11 protein-coding genes are annotated in these 14,211 nt (G+C 74.7%); 4 read left to right on the forward strand and 7 right to left on the reverse strand.

The window, feature by feature from the left end; translation table 11 throughout:
• The first annotated feature begins 16 nt into the window (after positions 1–16).
• Complete coding sequence (locus tag ACFWIA_RS20915) at positions 17–913, forward strand: hypothetical protein (protein ID WP_387007263.1); 897 nt, start codon at positions 17–19, stop codon at positions 911–913.
• A gap of 32 nt (positions 914–945) precedes the next feature.
• On the opposite strand, the gene ACFWIA_RS20920 is transcribed toward ACFWIA_RS20915, so the two are convergent.
• The 4 genes from ACFWIA_RS20920 to ACFWIA_RS20935 form a co-directional block, all read right to left on the reverse strand.
• Positions 946–2,466 (reverse strand): phytoene desaturase family protein, encoded by a 1,521-nt coding sequence (locus ACFWIA_RS20920; protein WP_387007265.1) that lies wholly within the window; start codon positions 2,464–2,466, stop codon positions 946–948.
• A 339-nt stretch (positions 2,467–2,805) separates the two neighbouring features.
• Positions 2,806–3,411: a TetR/AcrR family transcriptional regulator gene (locus tag ACFWIA_RS20925; RefSeq protein ID WP_387007267.1), complete on the reverse strand. Its 606-nt coding sequence runs from the start codon at positions 3,409–3,411 to the stop codon at positions 2,806–2,808.
• A gap of 32 nt (positions 3,412–3,443) precedes the next feature.
• On the reverse strand, positions 3,444–5,654 hold the full coding sequence (locus ACFWIA_RS20930; RefSeq protein WP_387007269.1) for a YhgE/Pip family protein: 2,211 nt from the start codon (positions 5,652–5,654) through the stop codon (positions 3,444–3,446).
• Positions 5,641–6,414: an ATP-binding cassette domain-containing protein gene (locus ACFWIA_RS20935; protein ID WP_387007270.1), complete on the reverse strand. Its 774-nt coding sequence runs from the start codon at positions 6,412–6,414 to the stop codon at positions 5,641–5,643. Before ACFWIA_RS20935 ends, ACFWIA_RS20930 begins: the two co-directional genes overlap by 14 nt.
• Before the next feature lie 173 nt (positions 6,415–6,587).
• Between ACFWIA_RS20935 and ACFWIA_RS20940 the strand changes: the two genes are divergently transcribed.
• From ACFWIA_RS20940 to ACFWIA_RS20950, 3 genes are all read left to right on the forward strand, one after another.
• Positions 6,588–7,148 (forward strand): SAV_6107 family HEPN domain-containing protein, encoded by a 561-nt coding sequence (locus tag ACFWIA_RS20940; RefSeq protein ID WP_387007272.1) that lies wholly within the window; start codon positions 6,588–6,590, stop codon positions 7,146–7,148.
• Positions 7,149–7,341: 193 nt separating this feature from the next.
• Positions 7,342–8,112, forward strand: coding sequence for a class I SAM-dependent methyltransferase (locus tag ACFWIA_RS20945; RefSeq protein ID WP_387007274.1), 771 nt, complete (start codon positions 7,342–7,344; stop codon positions 8,110–8,112).
• Positions 8,113–8,386: 274 nt separating this feature from the next.
• A complete protein-coding gene (locus tag ACFWIA_RS20950) occupies positions 8,387–8,791 on the forward strand; it encodes a DUF3040 domain-containing protein (protein ID WP_385485600.1) in 405 nt (134 codons plus the stop codon).
• A 514-nt stretch (positions 8,792–9,305) separates the two neighbouring features.
• Here the strand turns inward: ACFWIA_RS20950 and ACFWIA_RS20955 are convergent.
• The 3 genes from ACFWIA_RS20955 to ACFWIA_RS20965 are packed head-to-tail and all read right to left on the reverse strand — an operon-like array spanning position 9,306 to position 14,106.
• The gene (locus ACFWIA_RS20955) at positions 9,306–11,702 is read right to left on the reverse strand and encodes a transglutaminaseTgpA domain-containing protein (protein WP_387007276.1); all 2,397 of its coding nucleotides are present in this window, start codon (positions 11,700–11,702) and stop codon (positions 9,306–9,308) included.
• A complete protein-coding gene (locus ACFWIA_RS20960) occupies positions 11,699–13,060 on the reverse strand; it encodes a DUF58 domain-containing protein (RefSeq protein WP_387007278.1) in 1,362 nt (453 codons plus the stop codon). Before ACFWIA_RS20960 ends, ACFWIA_RS20955 begins: the two co-directional genes overlap by 4 nt.
• Positions 13,060–14,106 (reverse strand): AAA family ATPase, encoded by a 1,047-nt coding sequence (locus ACFWIA_RS20965; RefSeq protein ID WP_387007280.1) that lies wholly within the window; start codon positions 14,104–14,106, stop codon positions 13,060–13,062. The genes ACFWIA_RS20960 and ACFWIA_RS20965 overlap by 1 nt, the downstream gene beginning before the upstream one ends.
• Positions 14,107–14,211 lie beyond the last annotated feature (105 nt).

Here is a 14,211-nt window from a genome sequence, read left to right on the forward strand (position 1 = left end):
CACGAGAGGGGCGTACATGGGCTGGGCGGTCCTCTACATCGCGTTCGGCGTCGTCGCGCTGTGGCTGCTGGGCGAAGTGCTGTTGCAGTACAAGGCCAGGCTCCGCTGGCGGCTGCTGGCCTTCTGCGGCTTCCTCGGCGTGGTCATCGGCGTGGTCGTCTCCTCGGTCGTGGTGATCGGCATCGGCGCGATCGCGTTCGCCATCGGGCAGACGTACGTCACCATGTCCTTCCGCAAGGGCTTCTCCACGGGCTGGGCGATCGGCGGCCGGCCGGGCGCCAGCAAGCGCCGCAAGACGGAGACCGAGGGACGACAGGAGCCCACGCTCCAGGTGTCCGGCATGGAGGAGACGGGCGGATACCCCTCCGACGCCGCCTTCGCCGACGCCGCCACCACCATCGGGCCGGTCTTCGACGCGGACGCCTTCGGCCCCGGGGCGACCGGCCCCGACCACCCCACCGAGGTCTACGCGCCCGAGCCGATGCCGGACGACACCGGCCAGTACGGCGTGTACGGCGACCCCGTGCCCACCCCGCACGGCCAGGGCGTCCCGGATCACGGCTTCGGCCACGAGGCCCACCCCGGCCCCGGGCAGGACTACGGCTACGACCAGGGACAACAGCAGTACGCCGCCTACGCGGACCCCTACCCGACCGCCGCCCCGACGTACGAGGGCGCCCCGCACGACCCCTACGCCCAGCCCGCACCCGGCCAGGACCCGTACGGCGCGGGCTACCAGGAGACGCCGCCCGGCGGGGTCTGGGTCCCCCAGCAGCGCACCACGGCCGCCGACGGCAGCTACGGTGACGACTTCCCGGACGCGCAGCCCTACCCGTACCCGTATCCGCAATCGGACGACGGCCGGGGCGCCTACGACCCCGGTCACGACGAGCGGCAGCCGTACCGCTACTGACCCCCCGGCGTTCCGGGTCCGGTGACCGCCCGTCACTGGGAGCCGCGGAACTCCGGCCCCTCGACGACGAGTCCGGCGACCAGTGCGCCCGACATGCCCGCGTGCGGCAGCCCGCCGCCCGGGTGCGACCACCCCCCGACCAGGAACAGCCCCGGCAACCGGGTGCTGTTCGCCTGGTGCAGCAGCCGCCCCCCGGCCGCCGCGAGCGCCGGGCCGGGCACCGCCCCGTCCGGCACGCCGGTGGCCACCGCCACGTCCGCGGGGGTGCGCACCTCCTGCCACAGCAGCCGCTCCCGCAGGTCCGGCACGGCCCGACCGGCCGCCTCGACCATCCGTTCCGCCGCCCGCCGGTGCTCCACGAGCGCGCTGTCGCCCCCGCTGCCCAGCGCCGGGACGGTCGCCGTCAACGTCACCGCCTCGTGCTCCGCGTCCGGTGCGCCCGCCGGGTCGCCCGTGCGCAGCACCTCCACCGTCGGGTGCGCGGGCAACCGGGGCACGGCGCCGAACAGGGCGTCCAACTCGCCCTCCGGGTCGGTCGAGTGGACCACCGTGCGGTGCGCGGTGCCCCCGGGGCGTCCCCCGCGCAGCGCCAGGAAGACCGTGAGCCGGCTCGCACCGCCCGGTCGGGGCGGCACGTCACCCGGAGCGCGCAGCTCGGTGTCCGGCAGCAGCGAGGCCAGCACGGGCGGCGCCACCCCGGCGACCACGTGGTCCGCCTCGACCACCGTGCCGTCGGCCAACTCGACGCCCGCCGCGCGGCCGTCCGCCGCCACGATCCGGGTCACCGCCGTGCCGAACCGGAACTCCACCCGGCGGGCCGTGCAGCGCTCGTACACGGCGCGGGCCAGGGCGCGCATCCCGCCGCCCACCGACCAGACGCCGAACGTCTGCTCCAGATAGGGCAGGACCGCGGCGCTCGCCGGGGCCGTCCGCGGATCGAGCCCCCAGGCGAGGGGGTGGCACTCCAGCAGCGCCCGCAGCCGCGGCTCGCCCGCCAACTCCAGCTCCGCGACCTCCCGGACCGTCGTCGCCGTCCGGTCCCGGCGCAGCAGCCGCTTGACGGGGCGCGCCGGATACGGCTCCCGCTCCGCCAACACCTGCCAGTTGGGCCACAGGGGCTCCTCCAGCAGCGGACGGCGGGACCGGTCCCAGGCGTCCCGGGCACGGTTCACGAAGGCGGCCCACCGGTCACCCGCGCCCCCGCCGAGGGCCGCGTCCAGGGCTTCGGCGACGCCCGCGCGGGACGCGTTCGGCAGGGACACCACCGTGCCGTCCGCGAAGACGTGCCGCACCGCGGGCTCCACCTGGCACAGCTCGACGCAGCTCTCCAGCGGCTCCTTGCCCGTCTTGACGAACAGATCGCGCTGCACGGCGGGCAACAGCAGCAGTCCGGGCCCGGTGTCGAACGAGAAGCCGTCCCGCTCGAAGCGGCCCAGCGCCCCGCCGTACGTCTCCCCGCGTTCGTAGACCACCACGCGGTGGCCCGCCACGGCCAGCCGCGCGGCGGCAGCCATGGCGCCCATGCCCGCGCCGATCACCGCAATCCGTCCCATGCCGCGACCCTATCCGCCGCCACCGACAGTCCCACCACGCGCCCGGGGACCGCCGGTCGTGGCCGCCCGGGGTCCGTACGGGTACTCAGAGGGCCACCTGAGTACCCGTACGGATGGAAGCGGCCCCCGGACACGGAAGAGTGAGGGCAACGGGAGAGGGACACCGCGGACCGCACCGCCGACACGGGGCGGCGGAACGGCCGCAGCCCTCGACCGCGGCTCAGGCCGGGAACCCGTCCGCTCGGTCACGGGACTGATCGGGCGACGGGAGCAACGGGGAACGCGCCGCTGCGGCGAGGGCTCAGGGGGATGAGCTTCGCTGGAGCGGCGCGCTCCCCGTCAGCCGCCGCCGACCCGCCCCTGGAGCAGCCGGGACAACGCCGCGTGGACGTCGTCCAGGGACCGCTCGGGCTGGAACGACTGCCAGTCCAGCGCAGCCACCAGCACCATCCCGACCAGCGCCGAAGCCGTCAGCGGGACATCGATCTCGCCGCTCAGCTCACCCGCGTCGACACCGGCCCGCAGCACGTCCTCGACCACCGTGACCGCCTCCTGACGCACCACCATCAGGGTGGACTGCCAGGCCCGGTTGGTGCGCCACAGCTCCGCGACGTACAGCTGGGTGAAGGCCGGATAGCGCTCGATGAAGACGAGCCCCGCCCGGACCATCGCGTCCAACGCGTCGACGTTGCTGCCGCCCGCGCGTCTGGAGCCGTCGGCGGCGTCCCGCAGGGACGCGGCGAGCAGTCCCACGCCGTGCCGGAGCAGTTCCTCGAACAGGACCGACTTGCTGGCGAAGTTGTAGTACACCGTCCCCTTGGCCACTCCGGCCCGTTCGGCGATCTCGTCCACGGTCGTTGCCGAGAACCCCTGCTCGGCGATCAGGGTCACGGCGGCCTCGTACAGCTTCTGACGGGTCGCCTGACGTCGGGTGCTGCTCTGCATGGCGTCGATTCTCACAGGCTCGGCCCCGGGTCTCACAGGCTGAGCTCCGGGTGGAGCCGGTCCAGGGTCCACGACTGGCGACGGCGGGCGGTCAGCGCGGTCAGCGCGAGCGCCCCCGCGGTGAAGGCGAGGAGCACCGCGCACGCCTGCCACACCGGGCCCACGTCTCCGCCGGTGATCAGCCGCCGCAGGGCCGCCACGACGTGGGTCATCGGCAGGAACGGGTGGATCGCCTGGAAGAACCCCGGACTGGTCTGCACCGGGTACGTGCCGCCCGCCGAGGTGAGCTGGAGCATCAGCATCGCCAGGACCAGGATGCGCCCGGCCGCGCCGAAGCGGGCGTTGAGCCACTGGACGATCGCCGCGAAGCACCCCGTGACCAGGAGCAGGAAGGCGACCGTCCCCGCCGCACGGGCCAGCTGGAGTCCCAGCCCCCAGTGCAGCACCGACATCAGGGCGCCCGTCTGGAGCGCCCCCAGCGCGGCCACCGGCAGCCAGCCCGCGAGCGCGACGCGCCAGGCGGGTGCCCCGGCCGCCAGCGCCCGCCGGTTGAGCGGTGCGACCACCATGTACGCCACCATCACCCCCACCCACAGCGAGAGCGGGATGAAGTAGGGCGCGAAGCCGGTGCCGTAGTTGGCCGCCCGGTGGACCGACTCGGCGGCCAGCCGCACCGGATCGGCCATCACCTCGGTGCGCCGGTCGCGGTCGTCGGCGGAGTGGTCGGGGATCTTCCCCGCCCCGTCGTGCAGCCCGCTCGCCAGTGCGTGCGCGCCGTCGACCAGGGGGAACAGACCCCCGTCCAGATCGCCCGCGCCGGTCTTCAGACGTTCCACGCCGGCGTCCAGGTCGGCGGAGCCGGTGGCCGCCGCGGTGAGCCCCACCTGGAGGTCCGCGGCGCCGTCGGCGACCTTCTGGGCGCCCTCGTCGAGGGCGGTCACCCCGGTGACCGCGTCGTCCAGGTCCTTGCTCAGGGTCGGTGCGGCGTCGGCCAGGGCCTCGGCCTGGGTCTGGAGCGTGGTGAGGTCCTTCTCCAGGGCGGTGGTGTCGCCCCGGAGGTCGGTGACGACCGTGTCGACGTCCGCCACCAGCCGCGCGGCCCTGGCCGACTCGTCCCGCGCCTTCTTGAGGTCGGCGCAGGAGGCGTCGGGGCCGGGTGCCTGCGGTGTCGCGCCCGGCACCGGGCCGGGGGACTCCTGCGTACCCGGGGCCGTCTGCGGTCCGGGTGCCTCCTGCGGGGCGGGCGGGGGAGTGCCGGCGGCCGTCGGTGCGCCCGGTGCCGCGCACCGGCGCTCGTACACCGAGTCCAGGGCGTCGGCGGCCTCCCGGGTGCCCGTCCGGGCCGCGGGGGCCGTGGTCACGACGGCCTCCAGGTGCTCGCGCAGGGTGCCGGCCGCCCCGGCGACCGCCCGCGCGGTGTCCTCGACGCGGCGCCCGTCGTCCTTGAGGAACGGGCGCACCCGCTCGGCCGCCCCGCTGACCTCGTCCACGAGCGCGCGGGTCCCGTCCGCGACGTCCCGGGTCCCCGTCTCCAGGGCGAGGGCCCCGCCGGTGAGCTTCCCCAGGCCGCCCGCGAGGTCGCCGCTGCCGTCCTTGGCGTCCCGGAGGCCGTCCGCGAGGTCCTCGGCGCCCTGCTTGGCCTTCCCGATCCCGCCTTCGAGTGCGTCGGCGTCGCCGGCCGCCCGCTCGGTCTCCCCGTGGAGGTCCGAGAACGAGACGAACATGCGGTCCAGGTACTGGCGGGACGCGTCGGCGGAGGCCGCCCGACGCACCTCCGCGAACACCGAGCGGGACAGCTGCCCGACGAGGTAGTTGTTGGCGTCGTTGGTGCGCACCTTCAGGGCGCTCGCCTCGGGGGAGTCCCCGGCGCCGCCGGCGATCCGTTCGCTGAGCCGGGCGGGGATCGTCAGGGAGAGGTGGTACCTGCCGTCCGCCACGCCCTCCCGCGCCTGCCGGGCGTCCACCTCGTGCCACTGGAACGCGCCGCCGTCCCGCAGTTTCCCGGCGATCTCGTCGCCCACCGCGATCCGTTCCCCGGCGGCGGTGGCAGCAGTGCTGCCTTCGTCTTCGTTCACCAGGGCGACCGGCACGCGGTCCATGCGGCTGTACGGGTCCCAGAACGACCACAGGTACAGCGCCCCGTACAGCAGGGGCAGCACCAGCACCGCGACGAGCGCCGCGCGCGGGAGCCGTCCCCGGCCGAACCGTCGCAGTTCCAGCACGGCGAGCCTAGGCGGACGCATCGCACTCCTCCGGCTGTTCCTGTTCCTGTTCCTGTTCCTGTTCCTGCTCCTGTGGGCCGGGCGCCGTCGTCACCACGATCACGTCCCCCGCGTCCCCCTGGTCCCGCGGCGCCTCGCTGCACACCGCGAGGACGGTCAGTCCCTCGGCGGCGAGGTCCCGCAACAGCCGCCAGGCCACCGCGCGCTCACGGTCCGACAACTTGAGGTCCAGATCGTCGACGCCCAGCACCCGCGGCCGTCCGATCAGGGCCAGGGCCACCGACAGGCGCAGCGCCGCCAGCCGTTCGAGGTCCCGCACCGCGGTCCGCGGCCCCTTGGGCAGTGCGTCGGGGTCGAGGCCCGCGGCGCTGAGCGCGCCGTCGATCCGGCGACGGGTCTCGGCCGCCCGGTCGGCGCGCGGGCGCAGCAGCGACCGCAGGGAGCCGCCGAACCGCCGCTGGAGCAGCGCCCGTTCCCTCAGGTGTTCGTCGACGGTGAGCGCCGGGTCCAGGTCGGTGACCCCGGGGACGTGGGCGAGGGCGCTGATCCGGCGGACCGCGGCCGACTGCTTCGGCAGCCGCAGACCGGCCACCTCGGCACGGCCCGCGGAGGTCCGCATCCGCCCGGTGAGCGCCAACAGCAGGCAGGTGCGGCCCGACCCGGACGGGCCCTCGACCGCCACCAGCGAACCCGGCGGCGCATCGACCCTGACCCCTTCGAAGGCCCAGCCCCGGGGTCCCTTGACCCCCAGCCGGTCCGCCGTCACCGCGGCTCCGTCCACCGTTCCCCTCCGAGCACTCTTTGAACTGACTAGTCAGTTCAAAAACTATCCCGATGGTCCGCCCGCCCCCAAACCGGCAAGGAACCGCAGGTCAGCCCGCATTGTCAGTGGCGTACTCCACGATGGGGCACATAACGGCACCAGTGTTGTCAACTGACGACAGGAGGCTCGTCATGGCCAGTTCCCCAGCGGCAGCTGCCGCACTCCGCCACGTCGCCGCCGGCCCCGCCCCCTCACTGACCGGTCCCGCCGGCGACGTGCACCCCGTGCCGCGCCGCACCGGAGCCCCGCCCGCCGCCCTCGACATGCTCGCCAAGGCCCGTGCCGGGCTGGCCGAGGCCGCCGCCCTCACCACCCCCAACGAGCGCTACGCCACCGCGCACCTGGCCGCCCTGCGCACCGCGGCGGCCGTCCTCGCCGCCCGGGGCCGCCCCGAGCCGCCCGCCCGGCGCCGGGTCCCCATACGGAGCGCCTGGGAGGTCCTGCCGGAGATCGCCCCCGAGCTGACCGAGTGGAGTGCGCTGTTCGCCTCCGGCGCCGCCCGCCGGGCCCGTGCCGAGGCCGGGATCAAGGACGCGGCGAGCCCCCGGGACGCCGATGACCTGCTGCGGGACGCCGCGATGTTCCTCAGGCTCGTCGAACGGATGCTGGTGCTCCAGCCGGTGCCCCGCCCCCGTCACCGCCCCGGGGCGCTCGGGGACCGGGAGCCGCCCGCCGTGCCGGAGGCCGTCTGACGCCCCCGGCGGCGGCGGAGGCGGGACGGACGCGGGGGAGGCAGCCCGGTGCCGCGGCGAGGCAATAGGGTGGGACGACCTGAAGCTTCGCCGGGCACACGCCCGGGCCCTGTGCCCGGCCGGGGACAGAGCGAGGCACACCCGATCGCTACCGCCGCAGGACGGGCGGTGCCGTGCCGAGGAGTCAGTTGCAGTGTCGGACCCGATGCGCCCCCGCGCCTCCCTCCGTACCGCCGTGGTCTGGGACGTGCTGAAGGACGCCCTCGACCAGCGGGCTACGTCCACGGGACGCGAGGTGCTCGACGTCCTGGACACGGGCGGCGGCAGCGGCAACTTCGCCGTGCCCGTGGCCCGACTCGGCCATCGGGTGACCGTCGTCGACCCGAGCCCGAACGCCCTCTTCGCCCTGGAGCGCCGGGCCGCGGAAGCCGGTGTCGACGGCCTGGTCCAGGGTGTCCAGGGTGACGCGCACGGCCTCTTCGACGTCGTCGAGCGCGGTGGCTACGACGCGGTGCTGTGCCACGGAGTGCTGGAGTACGTGGACGACCCCGCCGAGGGGGTGCGCAACACGATCGGCGCCCTGCGCCCCGCCGGCGTGCTCAGCCTGCTCGCGGCGGGCGTCGGCGGCGCCGTCCTCGCCCGGGCCCTCGCCGGCCACTTCACCGAGGCCCGCCGGGCCCTGGGCGACCCCGACGGACGCTGGGGCGACAGCGATCCCGTGCCCCGTCGCTTCACCACCGAACAGCTCACCGAACTGGTGACCGCTTCGGGCGTCCGGGTGGACGCCGTGCACGGGGTGCGGGTCTTCGCGGACCTGGTCCCCGGTGTCCTGGTGGACACCGAGCCGGGAGCGTTGGACGCCCTGCTGCGGCTGGAGGCGGCGGCGGCCGAGCTGCCCGCCTTCCACTCGGTGGCCACCCAGCTGCACCTGCTCGGAGCCCGTCAGGACCCCGCGGACGCCTGAGTTCCCGGCCGGGATGCCGCTGATCAGGAACGCAGCAGCACATGGAGTACGCCACCGGCCACCCGATCGGGCGCCACTCGCCGTATGATCGAGGGAGACGGTCCGGCATGACGGACTGCCCGTCGGGGAATGGACGCCTCAGCGGGCCGAACCGCCACGACGGGTTCTGACTGGCGAATTGGCGTAGAGGGGCGGGTTTCACGGGGGCGATTCCCTGCCTATCCTGAAGGGAACCCCCCGGTCGCCCCGGCGACTGCACGATGAGGAGGACTCCGTGCCGCTCTCGGAGCACGAGCAGCGAATGCTCGAGCAGATGGAGCGAGCGCTGTACGCCGAAGATCCTAAGTTCGCGACAGCGCTTGAGGGAAGCGGGCTGCGTACGTACACCCGGCGTCGGGTGTACCAGGCGGTCGCCGGCTTCCTGGTGGGTATTGCGCTCCTCATGGCCGGAATGGTCGCCCAGCAGATCTGGATCAGCGTGGTCGGCTTCCTCGTCATGCTGGGGTGCGCGGTGCTCGCCGTTACCGGATGGCGCAAGGCGCCCAAGCCGGGTGAACAGGCGGGTTCCCCACCCGGTGCCCCGTCTGCTCGGCAGCAGAATCGACAGCGCCGGTCCATGATGAACCGGATCGAGCAGCGGTGGCAGCGCCGCCGTGACGAGCAAGAAGGCGGTCGCTGAGGCGCCCGCCCGTCCCTCGGCTTTCCTCAGGGTGCCCCTCCGCCGGAAGGGCACCCTTCGCCGTTCCCGGCGCCCCTTCGATACGTCCACCCGGCGGTGCGCTGCTCCGTGCGGGTGCGTGGTGCTTGCTCGCGCAGTTCCCCGCGCCCCTTTCGGGGCACGTCCGCCTGCGGTGCGCTGTCCGGCGGGGGTGCGCTGCGGTCGTCCGCGCCGTTCCCCGCGCCCCTGTCGGGGCTGCCTCTGGCGGTGCGTCGCCGGGTGCGGGTGCGTGGTGGTTGCTCGCGCCGTTCCCCGCGCCCCTGTCGGGGCACGTCCGCCTGCGGTGCGCTGTCCGGCGGGGCACGTCCCGGCTGAGGTGCGCCCCGAAGGGGCGCGGGGAACTGCGCGGACGACCACCGCGCACCCCCACCGGACGGCGCACGCCCAGGTGACCATCCCGAAGCGCCACAGCGCACCCCACCGGACAGCGCACCGCCAGGTGAACCGCACCGAAGAGCGGGCGCCCAAGAACCGCTCAGCGACGCAGCGCCCCCGCCCAGGCCGGCACCGCACCGGCCACCCGAACCCGCAGCCCGGTCCACCGATCGGCAACCGCCCACACCACCCGCACCGCAGACCGCGGCACCCACAGCGCCCGCACCCGATCCCTGCGCCCCACCGCCGCCCGCAGGGCCCCCCGCACGGTCCGGACCTCGTCCCCGAGCCCCGTCACCGGACGGGGAACCGGCGCGTACAGCGCCTGCTCCACCGCCTCGGCCACCCGCCGCACCGCTGCCGCCGCCGACTCGTCCAGCCGGGCGACCCGCACGATCCGGGCCGCTGCGGCCCGGGGCGTCTCGGAGGCGTCCGGACCGATGCCGTGGTCCCAGGCGGTGTCGACCAGTTCCCGCCACGCCGCCAGGGTCCGTGCCTGGGCGTCCGCTTCGGTGCGCCCCGGCGAGGAGCCCAGCCGGCGGGCCCGCACCCGGGCCCGCCACAGCATCGGCAGGAACGGCAGCGCCAGCGCGGTCACCGCCCCCGCCCCGATCAGCACGGCATGCCACCGCGGACCGCCGTCGCCCGAGGAGCCGGCCGCCACGGCGGGCGCCGTGGTCCCACAGCTGCCGTCCAACCGCTTCTGCTCCACCGAGCAGCTCTCCGTCTCGGACGGCGCCGTCGACGGAGCGTCGGACGCCGACTCGGTGGGCCGCGCCTCGGTGCTCGGCGCCGCCGAGGGGGCCTCGGGCCGGGTGTAGTCCGGTGCCGAGCCGCGGCTCGGCGTCGGCTCGAATCGGGTCCAGCCCACCCCTTCGAAGTACAGCTCGGGCCAGGCGTGCGCGTCCTTCAGCCCCACGGACATCTCCCCGTTCGGGCCGGGGGAGCCGGGGGTGAAGCCGACCGCGACCCGGGCCGGTATGCCGAGGGTGCGGGCCATCGCCGCCATCGCGAACGAGAAGTGCACGCAGAAGCCCTGCTTCTGCTGGAGGAACCGGGCGATCGCGGCGCTCCCGGTGCCCGCCGTCACCTCGGTGTCGTAGGTGAAGCCGCCGTCGAAGGCGAACCACTCCTGGAGCTTCACGGCCCGCTCGTAGTCGTTCGAGGCGCCCGCGGTGACCTTACGGGCCTGCTCGGCGACCTCGTCCGGCAGCGACGCCGGAACCTTGGTGAACTCGCGTTCGAACTCCGGCGGCGGTGCGGGGGCGTTCGCCAGCTGCTGTGCCGTGGGCTCCACGATCAGGCTCTCGACCGTGTACCGGGCGCCACGGGTGGTCTGCTCGTGGTCACCCACCAGGGTGCGGCCCACCGGCTCGAACCGCCACTGTCCGTCGATGTCCACCCGACTCGCCGGGAACGGCATCGGCAGCCAGTCCTGGGCGTACCAGTCCGCGGCCTCGATCCGGGTGGTGACCCCGCGGCGCGCCACCTCCGGGCTGAGCCCGGGGGGCGTCGGCAGGAAGGCCGGTACGTCGGTGACCTCGCGTTGCGAGGGCTTCCACGCACTGCCGTCGAAATCGTCGAGGGCGACGATCCGCAGGTACAGCTCCTGGGTGTCGGGGGTGCTGGTGGTGTACTTCAGCACCTCCCGGTCCTGGGGCTGGTTGAGGCTGTTCTGGAGCGAGACCAACGGGTTCACCGCGGAGATGGTGCCCCCCTCCGACTCGCCCGCTCCGCCGCGCTCGCGGTCCAGCAGGCCGCTGTCCAACGAGGGCAGCGCCAGCGGCACGACCACGGCGATCCCGAGGGCCAGGGCGCCGATCCGGTGGCCGGTGCGCACCCGGACCGTTGGCCGGCCGCTCTCCATCCCGGCCGTCACCGGCCCGCCACGGTTCGGGACCGGTCCACCGAAGACCCGCCCCCACTGGGCGAGCCGGTCCCGTCCCTCGGCGAGCAGGAGCAGCAGATAGCCGACGGCGGCCAGCAGGAACCAGGCCCAGCCCGCGTCGCCGCCGCCGATGCCCGCGGCGACCGAGTACAGCGCGAGCAGCGGCAGGCCCGCCGGGGCCGCGCTGCGCAGCGTCACCGCGAAGAGGTCCACCGCGAGCCCGATCAGCAGGACCCCGCTGACCAGCATCAGCCGTATCCCGTCCGACAGCGGCACCGGGGGCGCGTAGCGGCCCGCGTCGTCGCCCCCGTCCCGCAGCAGCTCGGCGAAGGCGTTGAGGGTGTCGGGACCGGGGACGAACCCCAGCAGCGCGCGGTCCCCGGCGAAGGACGCGGTCAGCAGCAGCACGGTGACGAGGAGCTGGGCGAACACCGTGAGTCCCCGGGACAGCGGGACGCGCCGGGCCAGTGCGCCCACCGCCGTCTGCACGCCCAGCAGCGCCGCCGCCTGGAGCAGCCAGGAGGTCGGCTCGACCAGCGGGAGCAGCGCCGTCGCCGCCAACAACGTGGCCAGCCAGGCGCACAGCGCCAGTCGTATCCGGCCGCTCATGACCAACCCCCCGTGGTTCCCGGTGCCGGGCCCGATCCGACGCGTTCCTGATCCGCCCTGCGCCACGCCTCGGCGACGCTCGACCCCGGTGCCACGGCGAGGGCGGTCCACCCCGCCTCCTGGAGCAGCCGCAGGCGGTGCGCGGCCTCGTCGCCCGGGCGTGCGCCCGGTCCGCCCGTCCACTGCACCGGGTCCAGGACGAAGGCGACCGCGGCGCCCACCCGCTGCCGCATCCGGGCGACCACCGCGGCCTGTTCCTCGTCGAGGTCGCCGAGGAACGCCACGAACAGCCCCTCACGGCCGCCGCGCACCTGGTCGAAGGCGCGTGACAGGCCCTCCCCGTCGGAGTGGTCGACCACGGCCAGCGTGTCCAACATCAGTCCGGCCGTCTCCGCGGACTCCTGGGCGGCCCCGGCGAAGCCGTCGCCCCCCTCGTCGGGCGCCGAGGCTCCGGTGTCGGTGAGCAGCCGGACCGAGAAGCCCTGCTCGATCATGTGGGTGAGGACCGAAGCGGCTCCGGACACGGCCCACTCGAAGGCGGAGTCGGGCCCCGCCCCCTCGTAGGCGAGGTACCGGGTGTCCAGCAGGACCGAGCAGCGCGCGCGTTGCGGTTGTTCCTCGCGGCGGACCATCAGCTCGCCGTGGCGGGCGGTGGACCGCCAGTGGACCCGACGCAGGTCGTCGCCGTAGCGGTAGCCGCGCGGGATGACGTCGTCCTCCCCGGCGAGGGCGAGGGACCGTTGCCGCCCCTCCCCGTACCCCTTGGCGTCGCCGCTGAGCCCGACCGGCGGCAGCGGCTCGACGCGGGGGACCACCGTGAGGTCGTCGTGGGTGGCGAAGGAGCGGGTCAGTTCGCACATCCCGAACGGGTCGCTCAGCCGCAGTTGGAGCGGTCCCAGCGGGTAACGGCCCCGCAGGTCGGACCGGACCCGGTAGGACACCTCGCGCCGGCCGCCCGCCTCGACCCGGTCCAGCACGAACCGGGGCCGCGGCCCGAGCACGTACGGCACCTGGTCCTGGAGCATCAGCAGCCCCGTCGGCAGTCGGGAGACGTTCTCCATCCGCAGGTGGACCCGGGCCTCCGAACCGGCCGACACCCGGCCGGGCGAGAGCCGGCGGCTGCTCGCGACCCGGTACCGGGTGCGCTGGAGGACCAGCGCGCACACCAGCGGCAGGACGGCGAGCAGCAGCCCCACGCGTAGCAGGTCGCCCTGGCCCAACACGTAGGCGCAGACCGCGGCGGCGATCCCGGCGGCGAGGAACGACCTGCCGCGGGTGGTGAGCCCCGCCAGCGCCGCGCGGGCCCCGCCCCGGTCCTCCTGGGGGCGGGCGCCCGACGGATCGGCGGGAGCCGTCATCACAGCCTCCGGGCGCCCGGCGGACGCTCGCCGTAGGCCGGGGGGACCGGCCCGCGGCCCGGGTAGCCACCCGCACCGTGGTGCGCCACCGGCGCGGGGGTGCGCTGGAGGATGTCCAGCACGACCTGCTCGGCGGTGCGTCGGTTCAGCTGGGCCTGCGGGGTGGGCAGCAGCCGGTGGGCGAGTACGGGCGCGGCGAGCGACTGCACGTCGTCCGGCAGCGCGTACTCACGGCCCGCGAGGGCGGCGGCGGCCTTGGCGGCGCGCAGCAGGTGCAGCGTCGCGCGCGGGGAGGCGCCGAGCCGGAGGTCCGGGTGGCTGCGCGTCGCGGACACGAGGTCCACCACGTAGCGGCGGACGGTGTCGGCGACGTGGACCGAGCGGACGGCCTCGATCAGCTTCACGATGTCGTGCGCGTGGGCGACCGGTTGGAGGTCGTCCAGGGGGGACACCCCGCCGTGCACGCCGAGCATCTCCAACTCCGCCTCGGGGCTCGGGTAGCCGATGGACACCCGGGCCATGAAGCGGTCGCGCTGGGCCTCGGGGAGGGGGTAGGTGCCCTCCATCTCGACCGGGTTCTGCGTGGCCACCACCATGAACGGATCGGGCAGTTCGTAGCTGTGGCCGTCGATGGTGACCTGTCGTTCCTCCATCGACTCCAGCAGCGCCGACTGCGTCTTCGGCGAGGCCCGGTTGATCTCGTCGCCGATCACGATCTGGGCGAAGATCGCGCCCGGCTTGAACTCGAAGTCCCGCGCTTCCTGGTCCCAGATCGACACGCCCGTGATGTCCGAAGGCAACAGGTCGGGAGTGAACTGGATGCGGCGCACCGAGCAGTCGATGGACCGCGCGAGCGCCTTGGCGAGCATGGTCTTGCCCACGCCCGGTACGTCCTCGATGAGCAGGTGCCCCTCAGCGAGGAGCACGGTCAGCGAAAGCCGTACGACCTCCGGCTTGCCCTCGATCACGCTCTCCACCGACCCGCGGACGCGCTCCGCTGTGGTGGTCAGATCAGTGAGGCTCGCTCGATCGTCATAGGTCGTCACCCGGCCCTCCTCGGCCCTCCCCCTGGCTCCTCGCGGCGCCGGGGATTCCCCAACTTCGGGCCGGTGCGCTGCGCCGCGGACCGGCCCACCCCGAAACACGGGCAC

Origin of the sequence: Streptomyces sp. NPDC127068 (assembly GCF_042724695.1) — a bacterium.
Lineage (GTDB): Bacteria > Actinomycetota > Actinomycetes > Streptomycetales > Streptomycetaceae > Streptomyces.

What these genes read in the sequence shown, in the direction of transcription:
- ACFWIA_RS20930 (WP_387007269.1), bottom strand. Translation starts at nt 5,654, where the DNA reads ATGCGTCCGCCTAGGCTCGCCGTGCTGGAACTGCGACGGTTCGGCCGG.
- ACFWIA_RS20920 (WP_387007265.1), bottom strand. Translation starts at nt 2,466, where the DNA reads ATGGGACGGATTGCGGTGATCGGCGCGGGCATGGGCGCCATGGCTGCC.
- ACFWIA_RS20925 (WP_387007267.1), bottom strand. Translation starts at nt 3,411, where the DNA reads ATGCAGAGCAGCACCCGACGTCAGGCGACCCGTCAGAAGCTGTACGAG.
- ACFWIA_RS20960 (WP_387007278.1), bottom strand. Translation starts at nt 13,060, where the DNA reads ATGACGGCTCCCGCCGATCCGTCGGGCGCCCGCCCCCAGGAGGACCGG.
- ACFWIA_RS20940 (WP_387007272.1), top strand. Translation starts at nt 6,588, where the DNA reads ATGGCCAGTTCCCCAGCGGCAGCTGCCGCACTCCGCCACGTCGCCGCC.
- ACFWIA_RS20915 (WP_387007263.1), top strand. Translation starts at nt 17, where the DNA reads ATGGGCTGGGCGGTCCTCTACATCGCGTTCGGCGTCGTCGCGCTGTGG.
- ACFWIA_RS20955 (WP_387007276.1), bottom strand. Translation starts at nt 11,702, where the DNA reads ATGAGCGGCCGGATACGACTGGCGCTGTGCGCCTGGCTGGCCACGTTG.